Raw genomic sequence first — 18,195 nt, forward strand, 5'->3', positions numbered from 1 at the left:
AATGAGCTTTATTCCTGTCATTATCAGCGGCGGTTCCGGTTCCAGATTGTGGCCGCTTTCGCGCGATGCACATCCGAAGCCATTCATCGAGCTGCCCGATGGTAGCACCCTGATCGGCAAGACCTACAAGCGCGCGGCTCAGCTCGACGGTGTGGACCATATCCTCACCGTGACCAATCGCGACTTCCTGTTCCTGACGCTTGATGCCTATGCAGACGCGAAGGCACCCAAGGTTGACAACGTGTTTCTGCTGGAGCCGCTCGGGCGTGATACAGCACCTGCTGTTGCCGTCGCCGCGCTTCATGCCGCAGCGACTTACGGCCCGGACGCGACATTGCTTGTCATGCCCGCCGATCATCTGATCGAGGATGAGGCTGCTTTTGCCGAGGCTGTGTCAAAGGCACGGCAGCTTGCCGAAACCGGTCGTATCGTCACGTTCGGTATTTTGCCCGATCATCCGGAAACCGGCTTCGGCTATATTGAAGCTGAAGGCACGGACGTGCTGCGCTTTGTCGAAAAACCTGATGTCGAGACCGCGCAGGCCTATGTCGAAAGCGGCCGTTACTTCTGGAATTCTGGCATGTTCTGCTTCACGGCTGGAACCATGCTGGCAGCGATGCAGCATTTTGCGCCGGAAATCTTCAATGCCGTGCAGGCTTCGCTCGAACATGCCCGGCGCGGCGTCAACGGTGAGACCAAGACCGTCGAGATTGCAAAGGACGATTTTGCGGCGGCTCCTGCGATTTCCATCGATTACGCGATCATGGAAAAGGCCGAAAATATTGCCTGCATTCCGGTGTCCTGCGGCTGGTCTGATATCGGTTCCTGGGCAGCGATGGCCGATCTCATCGCGCCGGACGATGAGGGTAATCGTCTGCGTGGCGAAACGGTTATAGAGGACACAACCGACAGCTTTGTCTTGTCCGAAACCCGGCTGGTCAGCCTTGTCGGTGTTCATGATCTGCTTGTCGTGGACACGCCTGATGCGTTGCTTGTAGCTCATCGCGACAAGGCGCAGGAAGTGCGCAAGGTCTTCAACAAGCTACGGGCAAACGGCCATGAAGCAGCCAAGCTCCACCGCACGGCCCATCGCCCATGGGGCACCTATACGGTTCTCGAAGAAGGTGATGGCTTCAAGATCAAGCGGATCGAGGTGAAGCCCGGACGTCGCTTGAGCCTTCAGGCACATCATCATCGTTCCGAACACTGGATCGTCGTTTCCGGAACGGCGAAGGTCACCAATGGCGATCGCGAGATTCTGCTCACGACCAATCAGTCGACCTATATCCCTTGCGGCTTCCGCCACCGGCTGGAGAATCCGGGCATTCTACCGCTCGTTCTCATCGAGGTGCAAAGCGGCGAATATCTGGGTGAAGACGATATCGTGCGTTTCGATGATGTCTACGGGCGCACATAGGGCCGTCTGACCGGTAGGAAATAGGAGCGGGCTGAACTAATTCGGGAACCATTCGCCGTCGCGGATGTTTGCCTTAACATGCCCAGCAAGGAACAGGACCCGGCTACCGATCTGATCGGTATGCCGGTCATCGACTTTCAAAAACACGCCCTTTTTTTCGATGTGGACGGAACACTGCTCGATATCGCTGCCAATCCCGATGGCGTTATCGTTCCAGTTGGTCTGCAAAAATCGCTTTCGATCATTTCCGAGCGGCTGTCCGGTGCAATGGCGCTGGTCACCGGCCGGGCAATTGCGTTCATCGAAGAACGCTTTCCCGATTATCGCGGCCCCATAGCCGCGTTGCATGGTGCCGAGTTCCGGCACGCATCCGGGTTGGTTGAGTTGATCGAGCCCGGCGAACATTTTTTGATTGCGAAGGATTTTCTACGACAGGCTGCACTTCGCGTCAGCGGCTTTCTCGCCGAAGACAAGGGCAGTGCGGTTGCCCTTCATTATCGCTCCGCGCCAGAAAAAGCCGATCTGGCGCACGATATCGTCGGGAAGGCAGTGAAGCTCGCCGGGCCGGACTGGATCGTGCAGTCGGGCAAGATGGTTTTCGAGCTGCGCCCGGCAATCAGCGACAAGGGGGCTGCCTTGCGCCGATTCATGGAAGAAGAGCCATTTGCGGGGAGGGCGCCGATCGCATTCGGCGACGACCTGACAGATTTACCGATGCTTGGCGCGGCGCGCAAACTTGGCGGTACAGCCGTCGTGATCGGCCGTGCGATCGACCATCCGGGCGCAGCCAGACTGGCAAGCCCGGGTGAGCTGTGGCTTTGGCTTTCTGGGATCGTGAATGAGAATAATACTGAAAGGACTTGACGTATGGGCCGACTGATCGTGGTCTCCAATCGTGTTCCGTTGCCTGATGAGCAGGGCAAGGCGCCTGCGGGCGGCTTGGCAGTTGCGTTACAGGCTGCGCTCAGCGAACGCGGCGGTATTTGGCTCGGTTGGTCCGGAAAGACACTTCCCAATCGCCAAACACAGGAACTGGCGATCCGCGATGTGGGCTCCATTCGCTACGCGCTGCTCGATCTCCACAAGAAGGATATCGATGAATATTATGCCGGCTTCGCCAACCGCATGCTCTGGCCGCTCTGTCATTATCGTCTCGACCTGATCGATTACACGCGCAAGGACATGGCGGGATATTTCCGGGTCAATCGCTTGTTTGCGAAGCATCTTCTACCGATGATCGAGCCGGAGGATGTGATATGGATTCACGATTACCATCTCATTCCACTGGCCGCCGAACTACGCAATCTCGGTGTCACCAATCGCATCGGCTTCTTCCTGCATATTCCCTGGCCTCCCGCTGATATTCTATTCACGCTGCCCGTGCATGAAACGATCATGCGTGGCCTTGCTTCATATGATGTGGTGGGCTTCCAGACCGAGAACGACGTCGATAATTTCATCGGCTGTCTGCGGCGGGAGAAAATCGGCAAGCGTCTCGATGACAACGGTCTGTTCGAGGCTTTCGGACATCAGTTCCGTGCCGAGCGCTTTGGCATCGGTATCGAGACAGCCGCATTCGCCGAGATAGCGAACAAGGCCCAACGCCATCCGACGGTAAAGCGCATGCGCGACAGCATGCTGGACCGCGATCTTATCATCGGTGTCGATCGGCTGGATTATTCCAAGGGCATCACCAACCGAATGGAAGCTTTCGAGCATTTTCTTAAGGTCGATGCCGGCAATCGTGGCAAGGTCACTTTCCTACAAGTCACGCCGAAATCCCGCTCCGAAGTGCCAGAGTACAAGGACATGCAACGCGCGGTGGCGGAACTTGCCGGGCGAGTGAATGGTGCGAACGCTACCGTCGACTGGACACCAATCCGTTACATCAATCGCTCTTTGAACCGGGAAGTGCTGGCAGGGCTATATCGGCTTGCCGCTGTTGGACTGGTTACGCCGTTGCGCGACGGCATGAATCTTGTCGCCAAGGAATATGTCGCCGCACAAGATCCCGAAAATCCGGGTGTGCTGGTTCTGTCCCGCTTTGCCGGTGCCGCACAGGAACTGGACGGCGCGCTTCTGGTCAACCCCTATGATACCGAGGCGATGGCTTATGCCATGGCGCGCGCACTTGCTATGCCGCTTGAGGAACGTAAGGAGCGGTTTGAAGGCATGATGGCTTTTCTGATTACCCACGACGTCAATCACTGGTGCGATGACTTTCTGGACCGTCTTTCCCCTGGTTGACGGGTTACGGTTTGACATCGCCGAGTTTGGCGGCTTCTTCCGCAAGATGTACCGTATAATCGAAGTTGCCCATATCTGACGATAACAGCGGGGCTTTTATCTCACGAGCCTCCTTCGGCGACACGCCAAAACGAGCCTTGAATGCCCTGGTAAACTGTGCGCCGTCATGAAATCCGCAGCGATAAGCGATTTCCTTGAATGACACGTGTCTGCTACACTCGCCGACCAGAATGCGATAGGCATGATCGAGCCGCTTCTCACGAATGATTGTGGCAATACCACCCTCTGTATCAAATGTCCGGTAAAGGCGTGAGCGGGAGACGCGAAGATTCTGGACGATGAGATTTGGCCCCAACAGAGGATTGAACAGGTTATCGTCGATATAGGCGAGGATGCTCTTGCGCATGGGAATATTGACCGGAAGGCTCTGTATATCTTCTCTGTCAACGCCGTTGATGCCTGCACCAAGCAGTGTCAACATTGCTTCCTGCGCTGATTTTGCTTCGGCCTTGCCCAGTTTGCCGGTCAACGATTGCAGACTATGGAGATAATCAAAAAGCAGTCGCGTGAGGGGAGCATTCGCTGACAAGATAAGGCCGTGCAAATTACGCCAGCCTACCATCTCTCCAGTTCATTGCGGGGTATTGTTACTGTGATGCGCGAGCCGGCGGATGCCTGGCTCTCCACGGTCTGTGTCAGATCGATAATAACGATATCTCCGGGCTTTGCCACGACATCGACCCCGTTGAAATCGCCGCGTAAACTGCCTGCTGTAATAAGCTGCAGAACGTAGTGATCAAGCCCACCCTGTGCGATGAGTTTGCGTGTGCGTGAGTAGTTCTGGGTGTTGAAGGAAGTCGTTCCGACATGGAAAGTGCCGAGAGCGCGAGCAGCAATTGTTCCAGAAAACTGGTACTTCCCGTTCTCTGCCACGATTTCGTATATGGGTTTGATTGCAGATCGCCAAAAATCATTGCGAAGCTTGTCGTCGACCATGTCGGTCGAGATTGAAATCTCATTAGCCATCACAAGTCATTCAGTCCACGACAGGTTGTTGATATGAAATCGCACAATGTGTGAAATATTGATAGCATGTATTATTATCAATATTTTTTGTTTAGGTGCATATTTTATGCATTTTTGTACTTGAACAAATAAATTCTTCTGCATGGGGCTTTGATTTTAGCTAGCTGCCCAAAGCGTATATTATTAACCTCTAATATAACTGAAGCCTCCCGATTTTGACTGATAAACTAAACCCTGTTGGAACTATCACCATATGTTGTCTGATGCCGAACAGGAACTATTCTCGATAGAATGCCAGAATAGACTTCTGCTTTTTCGCAGAAGTTTGAACGTCTCGTACAGGGGGCGCTGTTGAACGCCTGGATAAATCTTCTATCTTTGGTTTCAGGTTTGAAGATGTCCCGAATGGCCTTGTCGGTACAAATGGAGCCGGGTTGAGGAGGCGCTTTATAGTCGTGAGCCTGATCGACTTTGGGGCATTTGGGAGTGTTGTTTTGAAAGTGTTTCGATATGAGACTGTTTTTTGCCGCTTTGGCGCTTGCTCTGATCAGCTTCACCAGTGTTGCGGCCTCAGCCGGATTAAACGGTACTCTCGGGACCGAGTGTCGACGTATTCCCGTTCAAGGGACAGGTGCTTCCGATACGGTGACAAGGCCGTCTTGGGCCATGCCGTTATGGAATTCACCATCGGTTCCAGCCAGCCAACGGTCGCAACGTGCCATCGTCTATCCGCAGGCAGTGCCGTCGCCACAGCTTTACCGCTATGACTGTACGCCGACGCCCGCAGAACCAACTTCAATTCCGCGGGCCGATTACAGCGGTCAATAAGGGCTGTCGACCTTGCCCATCTCAACATAGACAGTCTTGATCTGGCTGTAATGGGCCAGCGCGGCAATACCGTTCTCGCGTCCGATGCCAGATTGCTTATAGCCGCCGAACGGTACTTCCACTGGCGTCAGGTTATAAGCATTGATCCAGCAGGTCCCGGCCTTGATCTGGCTGATTACGCGATGGCCCCGTGCTATGTCGGAGGTGAACACACCCGCCGCCAGACCGAACTCGGTATCGTTGGCGCGTGCGATTACCTCGTCCTCGTCGGAGAATTCCAGAACGCTCATCACCGGACCGAAGATTTCCTCGCGAGCGATGGTCATGCCGTCGGTCACATCCGTGAAGACGGTAGGCTCGATGAAAAAGCCTTTGTCGAAGCCTTGCAGTTTCGGCACGCCACCGCCGCAGGCAAGCTTCGCCCCTTCTGCCTTACCCTTTTCGATATAGGACAGCACCTTGTCGCGCTGTGCACTGTTGACTAGTGGCCCCATCTGAGTTGCTTCATCCAGCGGATCGCCAATGCGAATCTTGCGTGTACGTTCGACCAGCCGTTCGACAAAACGTTCGCGCACCTTCTTGTGAACGAAGACGCGGGTGCCGTTCGAACAGACCTGCCCGGTCGAATAGAAGTTACCGAGCATCGCGCCGCCGATAGCGCTTTCAAGGTCGGCGTCATCGAACACGATGATCGGCGACTTGCCACCAAGCTCCATGGTGACGTGCTTCAGGTGTTCGCCTGCCTGCGCCATGATGCGCTGGCCTGTCGGCACAGAGCCAGTCAGTGAAACTTTGGCCGTCAAGCGATGATTGACGAGTGCGGCGCCGACATCGCCGAAGCCCTGCACGACATTGAATAAGCCATCGGGAAGGCCCGCTTCCTTGTATGCTTCCGCCAATGCAAGCACTGAAAGCGGCGTGTTTTCGGACGGCTTGAAGATGAAGGCATTCCCCATCGCGAGTGCAGGCGCGGATTTCCACGCGGCGATCTGGATCGGATAATTCCATGCGCCGATACCGACGCAGATGCCGAGCGCTTCGCGGCGCGTATAGGCGAACGAACCGCCAAGCTCCACGAACTCGCCGTTGAAGCCCGAAATGATGCCGCCGAAAAATTCCAGTGCATCCGCGGCCGAAGCTGCATCCGCCACCAGCGTTTCCTGAAGCGCCTTGCCGGTATCAAGCGTTTCGAGCTTCGACAGCTTCTTGTTCTTTTCGCGCAGGATTTCTGCAGTGCGGCGCAGGATGCGTCCGCGTTCGACGGGCTTAAGCGCAGCCCATTCGCCTTGCGCTTTCAGCGCTGCTGCATAAGCCGCCTCGATCACATCGGGTGTCGCCGAATATAGCTTGGCAATTTCCTCGCCGGTTGCTGGATAGATGACCGGCAACGGCTTGCCCGCCTTGTCTTCCATGAATGCGCCGCCGATGAAATGCGAGGCTTTGGGTTGTGCTTTCATTGTTATCCCTTAAATTTTATCAGCGGTCGGAAACTTGCCAGCGCGGATTGATCCAAGGCTCCTGATTGGAGCACGCCAGCGGCGTACGGCCGAGAATATGATCGGAAGCCTTTTCGCCGACCATGATCGACGGGCCGTTGAGATTGCCGTTGGTGATGCGCGGGAAGATGGATGAATCCGCAACGCGCAGGCCTTCGACACCGATCACCCGGCATTCAGCATCAACGACTGCCATTGGATCGTCAACCGCACCCATCTTGCAAGTTCCGCACGGATGGAAGGCGCTCTCGACATGCTCGCGGATGAAATTATCGATTTCATCGTCGCTCTGAACATGCGCACCGGGCTGGATTTCCGCGCCACGATAAGCATCAAATGCGGCCTGTCCGAAGATTTCACGGGTCAGCCGCACACAATGGCGGAAGTCGGCCCAGTCGTCTTCATGCGACATATAATTGAACTTGATGACAGGCTTTTCACGTGGATTGGCTGAGCGAAGCGTCACGCTGCCACGTGATTTCGACCGCATCGGGCCGACATGGGCCTGAAAGCCGTGCGACTGCGCTGCCGCCTTGCCGTCATAGCGGATAGCTACAGGAAGGAAGTGATACTGGATATCTGGATATTCCACACCAGCTTTCGAGCGCAGGAATGCTGCGGATTCGAAATGGTTGGTGGCACCGTCGCCGGTCTTGAAGAACAGCCATTCCGCGCCGATCTTCGCTTTCGAGAACAGGTTCAGTTTGGAGTAGAGCGTGATTGGCTGCGTGCATTCCTGCTGGATATAGACTTCCAGATGGTCCTGCAGGTTCTGGCCGACGCCGGGGCGATCGGCGACCACTTCAATTCCGTGTTCTTTCAGTTGTGCGGCAGGGCCAATGCCAGAGAGCATCAGGAGCTTCGGCGAATTGATCGACGAGGCGGCAATGATGACTTCACGCCGCGCACGGATGGTCGAGAAGCTGCGGCCCGCCTCGATCTCAACGCCAACCGCGCGCTTGCCTTCCAGCACGATCTTGCGTGCAAGGCCCTTGACCAGCTTGACATTCGGGCGCTTGAGGGCGGGTTTCAGATAGGCGTTGGCGGCAGACCAGCGACGACCGTTGTGGATCGTCTGCTCCATCGGGCCGAAGCCTTCCTGTTTCTCGCCATTATAGTCTTCGGTGATTTCAAAGCCCGCTTCGTGGCCAGCCTCTACAAAGGCATGGAACAGCGGATTGTCGCGTTTGCCGCGCTGGATATAAAGCGGGCCATTGGTGCCGCGCCAGCCCTCCTGGCCGCCACTCGAATTTTCCATGCGCTTAAAATAGGGAAGAACATCGGCATAGGCCCAGCCCCGCGCACCGCTTTCTGACCAGTGATCGTAGTCGCGGGCATGGCCACGCACATAGACCATGCCATTGATTGAAGATGAGCCGCCCAGCACCTTGCCGCGCGGCGTCACAAGACTGCGCCCGCCAATATGCGGTTCTGGTTCGGTTGAAAAGCCCCAGTCATAGGTTTCCATATTCATGGGGAAGGAGAGGGCGGCCGGCATCTGGATCAACGGGCCGACATCAGGCACGCCATACTCGATCACGATCACCGAATAGCGACCATCTTCCGACAGGCGATAGGCCATTGCCGATCCGGCGGATCCGGAGCCAATGATGACGAAATCCGCTTCCATACTCATTTCTCCCCCTTAAGCTGAACCGCGATGTAGTCTTCCACCAACGCAATGGCTGAGGCAGCATTGGGCGCATCGGCGCCAAGTGCGTGACGAATGTAAAGTCCGTCGATCATGGCACCTGCACCCTCGGCAATGCGGCCGGCCCGCTCGCGCGAGGTCAGTTGTTTAAGCGCGAAAACAAGGTTTGAATGCAGGCGGCGTGCATAAATGCGCAAGAGCCGACGGGTATCCTCCGACTGTTGCGCATGCACATAGAAGGTAAGCCAGGCGGCAATGGTTTCCTGCGCGAACTGCGATGCGGAAAAATTGACCGCAATGATGGCCGCGATACGTTCCTGCGGCGCCTCGGTCTTTCGGATGGCAGCGTTGAGATCCTGCCTCAGTTCGCGCAGCAGATGGCGCATCGTGGCCAGGATGAGCTTGTCCTTACCGCCGAAATAATGATGCGCAAGCGCTGGCGAAACACCCGCCTCATGCGCGATCTGCGCGACGGTCACGTCCAGCGAACCACGCTGGCCGATGGTACGAATGGCGGCATCGATCAACTCGCGCCGCCGCAAGGGCTCCATCCCGATCTTGGGCATAATCCTCGTCCGTTCTCAGTCTAACTGAGCGGTCAGTTTAACGTTGATTGACTCATCAATCAATAAAAACCGGATATGCAAATCATGCATTTGCCGGCGCAACAGCGGGCGGTCTGCATGACGGGGAGGCTTGTCGGGGAGGTGCCGACCGCTTACATTCAACTAATGAGCAGAGCTTTCACCAAAGAACAGGATGATGCACCGACCGACCTCGGCGAGCGCCCGGTTAGTCCGCATCGCAATCTCGTCACGCCGACGGGCTTGACGATGATCGAGGATGAAATCGCCCGGCTGCAGCGCGAGCTGGCGGACGCCAATGTCGCGGGCGAGCGTTCGGCGATTGCGCGTATCTCACGCGATCTGCGTTACTGGGTGGCGCGGCGTGAAAATGCCGAGCTTTCCGTTCCCGCTCCCGACAGCGATGTCGTGCGTTTCGGCATGACGGTAGATCTGGAAAATCTGGACGACGGCAAGGTTCGCCGCTGGACCATCGTGGGCGAGGATGAGGCTGACCCGTCAAACGGCAAGATTTCCCATGTCGCGCCCGTTGCCATTCTGCTGTTCGGCAAGCCGGTCGGCGATGTCGTGAAAATCAATAATGTCGAGTGGGAAATCGTGTCGCTGAAGATTGTTTAGTCTTCGTCTATAGCGACGGTATGGTCACGGAAAAACGCTGCTGCGCCGGCTTCATCGATTTCACTTTTCGAAACCATCAGGACGAGCTGGATAATGTCTTCTTGTACGGCTTCAAGACTGAAGCCGTTGAAATAAAGAAACAAGTCAGCGGCAGCCAGTCCAGTTCTCTTGTTGCCGTCCACGAAAGGATGGTTTTTCAGCACACCGAACAGATAGGCCGCCGCCAGATCGAAGATATCAGGATCGCCATAGGCTTCCTTTTGCAACGGACGCGCAAGCGCTGAATCAAGCAAACCGGAATCGCGAATACCCGCTGCACCACCATGCAGACGCAACTGCTCCTGATGCAGCGCTTCTATGAAAGCCCGCGAATGAAAGTCGATCATTGAGCGAGCACGCGATAAGCGGTCTCATATTTTTTCATCCGCTCGCGGGCAATCTTCATTTTCTTCTCGAAGACCTCCGGATCTTCCGTGCTCCTGGTCAGTCTCAGTCCATCCTTTTCTGCGGTCAGAACCAGAGTGTCGCCAGTTTGCACGTTCAACTGCTCCAGCATTTCCTTTGGGATGATCACACCGTCGGAATTGCCGATCTTGCGCAGGGTTACGTTCATAGCTGCTCTCCTATGTTATAACGCATGATATAACATGGTGCGCCTGCGTTGTCACCACAAGCTACAGCCAACCCTTTCGGCGGAAATAGTAAAGCGGCAGCAGGGCGGAGGCGATCATCAGACCAAGCGCCATCGGATAACCCCATGGCGATTGCAGCTCCGGCATGAAGGAGAAGTTCATGCCGTAGATGGAAGCCACTAGCGTCGGCGGCATAAAACCGACCGCCGCCACAGAGAAAATCTTGATGATGGCGTTCTGTTCTACCGAAATCAGACCAACGATCGTATCGAGAAGGAATGTGACCTTGTTGGATAGAAAATCCACATAGGCGGTCAGGGATTGCGTGTCGCGTTCCAGCGACTTGATCCAGCTGCGCGTTTCCTTCTTGCCGGCTGCGGGATTGTTGATGGCCGACAGATAGACCAGCATGCGGCTGATCCCCGCCAGACTTTCGCGCATTCGCGAGAGAAATGTTCCCTGTCCACCGATCTGGGTCAGTATGTGACGGAAATCCTCCGTCGTCATCGGTCGTGCTTTCGGCTGACGGCGATAGATGGAATGCGAGGCAGCATCGATCTTGCCGGCGACACCTTCCAGAATGTCGGCGAGGCGGTTCGTCGTGGCTTCGGTAATACCAAGCATGATCGACAGGCCCGAGCATTTGGGTGATATCAACCCGTTGCCCGGTTTGGTTGAGCGCAGGATATAGGTGCTAAACGATTTCGGATTGGCATAACGAACAGTGATCAGCCGCGAACCGTGCAGGATGAAGGTGACGGGCGCCAGCTCGCGATGGTCGAGATCGACCGCGTGCAGGATCGGCACTGTGAGATATTGGGCGCCGGTTTCCATGTAGAAGCGGCTCGATTCCTCGATTTCCGTCATGTCTTCGCGGGTGGGGATCGAAATGCCCATCCATGCTTCGACAATACTGTCTTCATTGACGCCAGGAGCAAACAGGTCGATCCAGATAACATTTTCGGGCAGCGGAGTGCCGGGCTCGACTTCCACTTGTTCGAGGTGGTCTCCGGAAAGGCTGTAAAGTGTGATCATACTGGCACCTGACGTCTAGCCCGAAATCTCGAGCGGCTGGATTATGGGGCACTGTGCGCGAAAACTGTTAACGGAATGCGGCAGTGGTTTCCAGCCCGCAATTAGCTTTCTTCATGACGGTTGACAGCTCCATTACATAGGTCTAATTCATCAAGTCATCAGATGACTTTGGTGAAGATATGAAGGCGATATCCCGCAAGACTTTGACGGATTCGACCACGCAGGCATTGCGCGGCGAAATCACGTCGGGACGCTGGACGATAGGCGATCAGCTGCCAAATGAAGCAGCACTTTCTGCAACGCTTGATGTCAGCCGCGGTACGGTACGGGAAGCCGTGCGTGCGCTGGTGGCACAAGGAATGCTGGAAACCCGGCAGGGGTCGGGAACCTATGTCCGTTCCACTGCCGACACGGCACGCAGCCTCGACCGCATCCGCCATACCAGCCTGCGCGACCGCTTTGAGACGCGGGCAGTTCTCGAAACGGAAGCCGCACGTCTGGCCGCCTTACGCATCAAGCCGAAGGGGATTGTGCATCTGGAGAAGATGCTGGCACAGCGCGGCAATCGCGATGAACTCGACCGGGCAACTTTCGTGTCCCGAGACTTTGCCTTTCATGAGGCCATCGTCGCGGCCTCGGGCAATAGCGCACTGATCGAGGTCTATGCTTTTTTCTCCGCCTCCATCCGCGAATCCATAGAAGCTACGCTCGACGGCGAACTGCCCGAGCCAAACCATGAGGCGCACCGCCAGATCGTCGAAGCCATCGCTTCGGGAGATCCTGACCAGGCCGGTGCAACGGTTCGCCGCTTCATGGCGCCCCTGATTGAAGAACTTGAAAGGTTGCTGGCATCATGAGCCACACGAACACAGCCCTGTCGGAAGCGGCGGAAAACGAGGCGATGCTTCAGCCAGAGGCGCTGGTCGACGCTGAGGCGGACAGCGTTCCGCCGCCGCCAGTCCAGCGACCGCCAAGCAAGGCGATGCGCATTTTGCTGGGTCTGAGCCTCGTGCTGATCGCCGCCAATCTGCGACCGGTATTTTCCAGCGTTTCCGTGCTTTTGCCGGAAATCATCGATGCCACCGGCATGTCATCCGTTGCAGCCGGTATCCTGACCACGTTACCGGTTGTCTGCCTTGGCGTCTTTGCGCCATTCGCACCACGGCTGGCGCAGCGTTTCGGCGCCGAACGCGTTCTGCTTTTCGTGCTGGTCGTGCTGACTGTCGGCACCGCCATTCGCGGCTTCGGTTCGTTCTATTCGCTTTATATTGGCGCAGCATTGGCCGGTGCCGCAATTGCTACTGGCAACGTGCTGCTTCCGGGCGTCGTCAAGCGTGATTTCCCGAAAACTGCGGCCATCATGACCGGTCTTTATACGATGGCGCTATGCGGCGGCGCTGCCTCCGCAGCCGGATTCACCATTCCCATCAAGGGGATGCTCGGCGGTTCCTGGAATCTTGCTCTGGCATTCTGGGCTGTTCCGGCGGCAGTCGTTCTGCTGTTGTGGCTGCCGCAGGCCATGCGTGCGAAACACAATGTCGCCCATTCGGGTTTCAAGGTGATCGGCTTGTGGAAGGATAAGCTGGCCTGGCAGGTAACCCTGTTCATGGGTCTGCAATCCTCCACCGCCTACATCGTTTTCGGATGGCTGGCGCCGATCCTGCGCGAACAGGGCCTGAGCCCGGCAGCGGCCGGCGGTCTGGTCTCTTTTTCGATCCTGGCTCAGGTCATCACCTGTCTCGCGGTACCGTCGATTGCTACCCGCCAGAAGAACCAGAGCCTGCTCAATGTCATTCTCTGCGCTTGTGCGGCCTTGCCGCTGATCGGCTTTCTCTATCTGCCGCTATGGACCTATTGGGGGCTGGCGGTCATTCAGGGCATCGGGCAGGGCGGTCTCATCGCCGCCGCCATGATGGTGATCGTGCTGCGGGCGCCGGACTCACACACGGCGGCGCATCTGTCCGGCATGGCGCAGTGCGTCGGCTATACGCTTGCCGCAATCGGCCCGCTCATCGTCGGGCTGATCCACAGCGCAACGGGCAGCTTTACCGCCTGTGGTCTTTTCTTCGCTGTGTTGGGGCTGGGGGCTGCCATCGCCGGATGGGGAGCCGGGCGCGCGCAACATGTAGGTGTGCAGGTAATCAAGGAATAGCAGCAACAAAAAACCCCGGCAAAACCGGGGTTTTTCTTTATTGTTGTATGAAGGCTCAGGCCTTTTCGTACAGTTCTTCGACGAATTCCCAATTGATGAGGCTATCGACGAAGGCCTCGAGGTACTTCGGACGCAGATTGCGATAATCGACATAGTAGGAGTGTTCCCACACGTCGACGCCAAGGATCGGCGTTGCACCGTGAACCAGCGGGTTTTCGCCGTTCGGGGTCTTGGAGATTTCAAGCTTGCCGTCCTTGACCGACAGCCAGGCCCAGCCTGAACCGAACTGGCCGACGCCAGCAGCGATGAAATCCGCACGGAACTTGTCGTAGCCGCCAAGATCGGACTCGATTGCCTTTTCAAGCTTGCCCGGCAGCTTCTTGCCGCCACCGTTCTTCTTCATCCACTTCCAGAACAGGATGTGGTTGTAGTGCTGGCCGGCATTGTTGAAGAGGCCCTGGTTCTTGCCGTAGCTTTCCTTGACGATCTCTTCCAGGCTCTTGCCTTCGAGGCCGGAGCCTTCGAGCAGCTTGTTGCCGTTGGTGACATAGGCCTGATGGTGCTTGTCGTGATGAAGTTCAAGCGTCTCGCGCGACATGAAAGGCGCAAGGGCGTCATAGTCATACGGCAGGGCGGGCAGTTCGAAAGCCATTGGAAACTCTCCTCTTTTCTTTGAGCTTACATGGGCAGCTTGCGGGCGGGCCGAGCAGATGCTGCCTCAAAACTTGCGTGCGGAATCTACATAGGCCGCATCGGTGCGGGCGGCAATGGCGTGAATGAGCAATTTAGTTTCAAGACAATGAATTATTATTGAAATCACAGTAGGATGGCGCAATTCTAGATTTTATGCTTCGCGATGCGTGGCGGACCCTCACAGGAGGAAACGGTGTCCCACAGTTCTTATGTCTTCGACGCTTATGGCACATTATTCGATGTCCATTCGGCGGTGCGGCGACATGCAGACAAAGCCGGGCCGGACGGTCGGGCATTTTCCGAACTGTGGCGGGCCAAGCAGCTCGAATATTCCTGGGTGCTCAGCCTGATGGGTGCCTATAGCGATTTCTGGAAACTCACCGAGGAATCACTCGATTTCGCATTCGCGCGCTACCCGTCCGTTGATCCGGCACTGCGCAATGATTTGCTCGATGCCTATTGGAAGCTCGATTGCTATCCGGAAGTGCCCGCTGCTCTCAAAAGCCTGAAGGAGAAGGGCGCACGGCTTGCGATCCTTTCCAATGGTTCGCCCGCCATGCTCGAATCCGCAGTGCGTTCGGCAGCGCTCGACGTCCTGCTGGACGACGTGATTTCGGTTGATGAAGTCAGGAAATACAAGACTGCCCCGGCGGTCTATGAGCTCATCACTCTGCAATGGCGGCTTTATCCTTCCGCAATCTCGTTCCAGTCCTCGAACCGCTGGGACGTGGCAGGGGCGGTGCGGTTCGGCATGCGCGGGGTCTGGATCAATCGGACCAACCAGCCCGACGAATATAAACAGTTTGCTCCGGCACTGATTCTGCCAAGCCTCCAGTTGCTTGATTGAGTTCTCACTAAAATTTGAACTTGCCGGGTTTATGGAAAGCTGGCTCCTGCACCCAAAATTGTGTCGCGGCTGCAACACGAGCCATGCTGGTCGGCTTTCGCCACGTTTAGGCCGCATTACGAACGGGCGTACGCCACATTTTTCGGGCGTTTTCCGTGCAACCAAACACCGGAAGCAGCCGTTTACGGCCTTTTCGATGGCTCACTGCGTATCTGCCACAATTGGCCGGGTCGCAATTCGTTAACCCTGAATGTGTATCTGTAACTCCTCCCGTCACTAAACTGGTTTTCATATGCAAACGACCCTTACCCGCCGTTCCTTTCTGACGGCAATGACAGCAACAGCGGCCGCCGGTCTGGCCGGTTGCGCTCAGTTGGGGCAGAATGTTCCAATCATTGATGTGGATCAGTCGGGCAACCCGATCAACCGCACCCCGCAGGCTAATGTCGACTCTTCCTATGGCGGATGGGCGCAGATGTATGCCGCCGTCGAGGATGGCGGCTTCCAGCTTCCGGCAATTCCGATCCAGAAGATGGACAAGCGCTTCCTGCGTCAGGTTGTGCAGGATCCAACAGGCGAACTGCCTGGTACATTGGTCATCGATACGGCCAACCGCTTCTGCTATCTGGTCCTCGAAAACGGACAGGCAATGCGCTACGGCGTGGGCATCGGCCGCGAAGGTTTCGCTTGGTCGGGTCGCGCTGTGATCCAGTACAAGCGCCAGTGGCCGCGCTGGACCCCACCGGATGAAATGGTCGCCCGCCAGCCGGAACTGGTGCAGTACAGCGCCAGGAACGGCGGCATGGCTCCGGGCCTCAAGAACCCGCTCGGCGCCCGCGCCCTCTATATTTTCCAGGATGGCAAGGACACGCTGTACCGCCTGCACGGCAATCCGGAATGGTGGTCCATCGGCAAGGCGGTCTCGTCGGGCTGCGTGCGCTTCCTGAACCAGGACATCATCGATCTCTATGATCGCGTTCCGGCGAAGTCGCCGATTCTCGTGATGTAATAGCGATTGTCTGAACGACAGATTGCAAAAGCCCCGGACAGCCAGCTGTCCGGGGCTTTTTCCATTGTGCCGCGCGCCAACTTGCCGCCGCCTTGAAAATAAGTCACTTTCCGCGCGGACAAATCGTCGGAACAAGGGGAGGGAAGTCATGTCCGAGGAAAAAGCCACCAAGGAAGTCGTGAAGGGCCCTGTATCCTATTTCCCGTCCATCGAGAAAAAATACGGGCAGCCTGTCCAGCATTGGCTTTCGCTGATCAAGCAGCGAAAGGGCGACAAGCATATGGAAATCGTCAACTGGCTGAAGTCGGAATTCGAGATGGGGCATGGCCATGCCAATGCCCTTGTCGCCTACGCCCTCGCCAAACCGGCGAAGGCGTGACACTGACACTTTCTACCGTTTGAAGCCGCCGAGAATGCCGCGCACAAGTGCGCGGCCAAGCGAATTACCGATCGAGCGGACAACGGACTTCATGGCCGTTTCCGCGACCGTCTGGCGACCGGAGCGGCGACCAGTACCAAGTGCGGTGCCAACGAGATCGCCAAGGATACTACCGCCGCCTTCTTCTTCTTCCTTGGTCTTTTGCTGGGCTGCTGCAGCATTCTGCGCCTTGCGGGCCAGCATTTCGAAAGCGGAATCGCGATCCAGTACCTGATCGTACTGCCCGGCAACCGGGCTTGCGGCGATGATCTTCGCGCGTTCTTCCGGCGTCAGCGGGCCGATACGCGATGAAGGCGGGCGCATAAGCGTGCGCTGCACGATTGAAGGCACCCCCTTGGCTTGCAGCGTCGACACCAGTGCTTCGCCAGTGGCGAGATTGGTGATCGCCTGAAACGTGTTGAAATCCGGGTTCGGACGGAATGTATCGGCTGCCGTCTTCACGGCATTGGTTTCGCGCGGCGTATAGGCGCGAAGCGCGTGCTGCACGCGATTGCCGAGCTGCGCCAGAACGGTTTCCGGCACATCGAGCGGATTCTGCGTCACGAAATAAACGCCGACACCCTTGGAGCGGATCAGGCGCACCACCTGTTCGACACGGTCGACCAGAGCCTTCGGCGCTTCATCGAAGAGAAGATGGGCTTCATCGAAGAAGAAGACGAGCCGCGGCTTATCGGGATCGCCGACTTCCGGCAGTTCCTCGAAGAGTTCCGACATCAGCCAAAGCAGGAAAGTGGAATAGAGCCGCGGGCTCATCATCAGCTTGTCGGCAGCAAGCACGCTCACTACACCGCGCCCGTCGGTCGTGGTGCGCATCAGGTCTGAAATCTTGAGCGCCGGTTCCCCGAAGAATTTCGAGCCGCCCTGCTGGTCGAGGACCAGAAGCGAACGCTGGATCGCACCCACCGAAGCCTTGTTCACATTGCCGTACTTGCCCGAAAGTTCTGCCGAGCGCTCCGCCATTTCGGCGAGGATGGCCTGCAAGTCCTTCAGGTCCAGAAGCAGCAAGCCTTCTTCGTCCGCCAGGCGGAAGGCGATGTTCAGCACACCTTCCTGCGCCTCGGTCAGGCTCATCAGGCGCGACAGGAGGAGCGGCCCCATTTCGGAAATGGTGGCGCGGACAGGGTGTCCCTGTTCGCCGAAAATATCCCAGAAGATCACAGGCGCGGCGCGCATTTCGTACGGATCGAGCTTCACTTCCGCTGCACGCTTCAGAAGGCCGTCATTTTGAACGCCGATCGCGCCAATGCCGGAAAGATCGCCCTTGATGTCGGCGCAGAAAACCGGAACGCCAGCCGCTGAAAAGCTTTCGGCCAGAACCTGCAGCGTGACCGTTTTACCCGTGCCGGTCGCGCCGGTGACGAGACCGTGCCGGTTGCCGTATTTCAGCGCTAGATATTCCGGCTGCTGGTAGGAGTCGTCAGGCTTGCGGCTCGCGCCAAGAAAAATAGCGTCTTCGGCAGTCATCAGGCAGCTTGCTCCCTCTGTTCAACTTTAACTTATGATATAGAGCAAAATCCGGCC

General features: G+C 56.8%; 17 protein-coding genes and 1 pseudogene. 9 read left to right on the top strand and 9 right to left on the bottom strand.

The window, feature by feature from the left end:
- The first annotated feature begins 1 nt into the window (after position 1).
- From LJ361_RS03060 to otsA, 3 genes are all read left to right on the top strand, one after another.
- Positions 2-1,417, top strand: coding sequence for a mannose-1-phosphate guanylyltransferase/mannose-6-phosphate isomerase (locus LJ361_RS03060; protein WP_264812671.1), 1,416 nt, complete (start codon positions 2-4; stop codon positions 1,415-1,417).
- A gap of 78 nt (positions 1,418-1,495) precedes the next feature.
- On the top strand, positions 1,496-2,281 hold the full coding sequence (otsB, locus tag LJ361_RS03065) for a trehalose-phosphatase (protein WP_264812672.1): 786 nt from the start codon (positions 1,496-1,498) through the stop codon (positions 2,279-2,281).
- A 3-nt stretch (positions 2,282-2,284) separates the two neighbouring features.
- Positions 2,285-3,664 carry an alpha,alpha-trehalose-phosphate synthase (UDP-forming) gene (gene otsA / locus LJ361_RS03070; RefSeq protein ID WP_151614441.1) on the top strand — a complete coding sequence of 460 codons (1,380 nt, stop codon included), beginning with the start codon at positions 2,285-2,287 and terminating at the stop codon, positions 3,662-3,664.
- 4 nt (positions 3,665-3,668) lie between these two features.
- Here the strand turns inward: otsA and LJ361_RS03075 are convergent.
- The 4 genes and pseudogenes from LJ361_RS03075 to betI form a co-directional block, all read right to left on the bottom strand.
- Positions 3,669-4,690 (bottom strand): annotated as a pseudogene (locus LJ361_RS03075) (helix-turn-helix domain-containing protein).
- 821 nt (positions 4,691-5,511) lie between these two features.
- Positions 5,512-6,975 carry a betaine-aldehyde dehydrogenase gene (gene betB / locus LJ361_RS03080; RefSeq protein WP_036585847.1) on the bottom strand — a complete coding sequence of 488 codons (1,464 nt, stop codon included), beginning with the start codon at positions 6,973-6,975 and terminating at the stop codon, positions 5,512-5,514.
- Between the two features lie 19 nt (positions 6,976-6,994).
- Positions 6,995-8,644 carry a choline dehydrogenase gene (gene betA, locus LJ361_RS03085; RefSeq protein WP_213506564.1) on the bottom strand — a complete coding sequence of 550 codons (1,650 nt, stop codon included), beginning with the start codon at positions 8,642-8,644 and terminating at the stop codon, positions 6,995-6,997.
- A 2-nt stretch (positions 8,645-8,646) separates the two neighbouring features.
- Positions 8,647-9,231: a transcriptional regulator BetI gene (gene betI / locus LJ361_RS03090; RefSeq protein ID WP_213506512.1), complete on the bottom strand. Its 585-nt coding sequence runs from the start codon at positions 9,229-9,231 to the stop codon at positions 8,647-8,649.
- Positions 9,232-9,396: 165 nt separating this feature from the next.
- Between betI and LJ361_RS03095 the strand changes: the two genes are divergently transcribed.
- Positions 9,397-9,867 carry a GreA/GreB family elongation factor gene (locus LJ361_RS03095; RefSeq protein WP_029925347.1) on the top strand — a complete coding sequence of 157 codons (471 nt, stop codon included), beginning with the start codon at positions 9,397-9,399 and terminating at the stop codon, positions 9,865-9,867.
- On the opposite strand, the gene LJ361_RS03100 is transcribed toward LJ361_RS03095, so the two are convergent.
- The 3 genes from LJ361_RS03100 to LJ361_RS03110 form a co-directional block, all read right to left on the bottom strand.
- On the bottom strand, positions 9,864-10,253 hold the full coding sequence (locus LJ361_RS03100; protein WP_010661560.1) for a type II toxin-antitoxin system death-on-curing family toxin: 390 nt from the start codon (positions 10,251-10,253) through the stop codon (positions 9,864-9,866). The two genes, LJ361_RS03095 and LJ361_RS03100, sit on opposite strands and share 4 nt — an antisense overlap.
- Positions 10,250-10,480 (bottom strand): AbrB/MazE/SpoVT family DNA-binding domain-containing protein, encoded by a 231-nt coding sequence (locus LJ361_RS03105; protein ID WP_029925342.1) that lies wholly within the window; start codon positions 10,478-10,480, stop codon positions 10,250-10,252. Before LJ361_RS03105 ends, LJ361_RS03100 begins: the two co-directional genes overlap by 4 nt.
- A 61-nt stretch (positions 10,481-10,541) precedes the next feature.
- Complete coding sequence (locus LJ361_RS03110; protein ID WP_010661562.1) at positions 10,542-11,534, bottom strand: magnesium transporter CorA family protein; 993 nt, start codon at positions 11,532-11,534, stop codon at positions 10,542-10,544.
- A 179-nt stretch (positions 11,535-11,713) separates the two neighbouring features.
- Here LJ361_RS03110 and LJ361_RS03115 point away from each other — a divergent pair, with 179 nt between their 5' ends.
- Positions 11,714-12,391, top strand: a complete 678-nt coding sequence (locus LJ361_RS03115; protein ID WP_123218611.1) for a FadR/GntR family transcriptional regulator — start codon at positions 11,714-11,716, stop codon at positions 12,389-12,391.
- Between the two features lie 44 nt (positions 12,392-12,435).
- On the top strand, positions 12,436-13,686 hold the full coding sequence (locus LJ361_RS03120; protein WP_376786713.1) for a CynX/NimT family MFS transporter: 1,251 nt from the start codon (positions 12,436-12,438) through the stop codon (positions 13,684-13,686).
- Between the two features lie 55 nt (positions 13,687-13,741).
- On the opposite strand, the gene LJ361_RS03125 is transcribed toward LJ361_RS03120, so the two are convergent.
- Complete coding sequence (locus LJ361_RS03125; protein ID WP_012092469.1) at positions 13,742-14,338, bottom strand: superoxide dismutase; 597 nt, start codon at positions 14,336-14,338, stop codon at positions 13,742-13,744.
- Positions 14,339-14,572: 234 nt separating this feature from the next.
- On the opposite strand from LJ361_RS03125, the gene LJ361_RS03130 reads away from it, so the two are divergent.
- From LJ361_RS03130 to LJ361_RS03140, 3 genes are all read left to right on the top strand, one after another.
- On the top strand, positions 14,573-15,226 hold the full coding sequence (locus tag LJ361_RS03130) for a haloacid dehalogenase type II (RefSeq protein ID WP_010661566.1): 654 nt from the start codon (positions 14,573-14,575) through the stop codon (positions 15,224-15,226).
- 292 nt (positions 15,227-15,518) lie between these two features.
- Positions 15,519-16,235 carry a L,D-transpeptidase gene (locus LJ361_RS03135; protein WP_010661567.1) on the top strand — a complete coding sequence of 239 codons (717 nt, stop codon included), beginning with the start codon at positions 15,519-15,521 and terminating at the stop codon, positions 16,233-16,235.
- Positions 16,236-16,383: 148 nt separating this feature from the next.
- Positions 16,384-16,614: a DUF4287 domain-containing protein gene (locus LJ361_RS03140; protein ID WP_264812675.1), complete on the top strand. Its 231-nt coding sequence runs from the start codon at positions 16,384-16,386 to the stop codon at positions 16,612-16,614.
- Between the two features lie 12 nt (positions 16,615-16,626).
- Here the strand turns inward: LJ361_RS03140 and LJ361_RS03145 are convergent, their stop codons facing one another.
- Positions 16,627-18,138, bottom strand: coding sequence for a helicase HerA-like C-terminal domain-containing protein (locus tag LJ361_RS03145; protein WP_264812676.1), 1,512 nt, complete (start codon positions 18,136-18,138; stop codon positions 16,627-16,629).
- Positions 18,139-18,195 lie beyond the last annotated feature (57 nt).

Origin of the sequence: Brucella sp. JSBI001, assembly GCF_026014005.1 — a bacterium.
Taxonomy (GTDB): Bacteria; Pseudomonadota; Alphaproteobacteria; order Rhizobiales; family Rhizobiaceae; genus Brucella; species Brucella anthropi.

Coding starts and splice junctions, on each gene's coding strand:
- LJ361_RS03140 (WP_264812675.1), top strand. CDS start 16,384: ATGTCCGAGGAAAAAGCCACCAAGGAAGTCGTGAAGGGCCCTGTATCC.
- LJ361_RS03095 (WP_029925347.1), top strand. CDS start 9,397: ATGAGCAGAGCTTTCACCAAAGAACAGGATGATGCACCGACCGACCTC.
- LJ361_RS03110 (WP_010661562.1), bottom strand. CDS start 11,534: ATGATCACACTTTACAGCCTTTCCGGAGACCACCTCGAACAAGTGGAA.
- betA (WP_213506564.1), bottom strand. CDS start 8,644: ATGGAAGCGGATTTCGTCATCATTGGCTCCGGATCCGCCGGATCGGCA.
- LJ361_RS03060 (WP_264812671.1), top strand. CDS start 2: ATGAGCTTTATTCCTGTCATTATCAGCGGCGGTTCCGGTTCCAGATTG.
- betB (WP_036585847.1), bottom strand. CDS start 6,975: ATGAAAGCACAACCCAAAGCCTCGCATTTCATCGGCGGCGCATTCATG.
- LJ361_RS03125 (WP_012092469.1), bottom strand. CDS start 14,338: ATGGCTTTCGAACTGCCCGCCCTGCCGTATGACTATGACGCCCTTGCG.
- LJ361_RS03115 (WP_123218611.1), top strand. CDS start 11,714: ATGAAGGCGATATCCCGCAAGACTTTGACGGATTCGACCACGCAGGCA.
- betI (WP_213506512.1), bottom strand. CDS start 9,231: ATGCCCAAGATCGGGATGGAGCCCTTGCGGCGGCGCGAGTTGATCGAT.
- LJ361_RS03135 (WP_010661567.1), top strand. CDS start 15,519: ATGCAAACGACCCTTACCCGCCGTTCCTTTCTGACGGCAATGACAGCA.
- otsA (WP_151614441.1), top strand. CDS start 2,285: ATGGGCCGACTGATCGTGGTCTCCAATCGTGTTCCGTTGCCTGATGAG.
- otsB (WP_264812672.1), top strand. CDS start 1,496: ATGCCCAGCAAGGAACAGGACCCGGCTACCGATCTGATCGGTATGCCG.
- LJ361_RS03145 (WP_264812676.1), bottom strand. CDS start 18,138: ATGACTGCCGAAGACGCTATTTTTCTTGGCGCGAGCCGCAAGCCTGAC.
- LJ361_RS03100 (WP_010661560.1), bottom strand. CDS start 10,253: ATGATCGACTTTCATTCGCGGGCTTTCATAGAAGCGCTGCATCAGGAG.
- LJ361_RS03105 (WP_029925342.1), bottom strand. CDS start 10,480: ATGAACGTAACCCTGCGCAAGATCGGCAATTCCGACGGTGTGATCATC.
- LJ361_RS03120 (WP_376786713.1), top strand. CDS start 12,436: ATGCTTCAGCCAGAGGCGCTGGTCGACGCTGAGGCGGACAGCGTTCCG.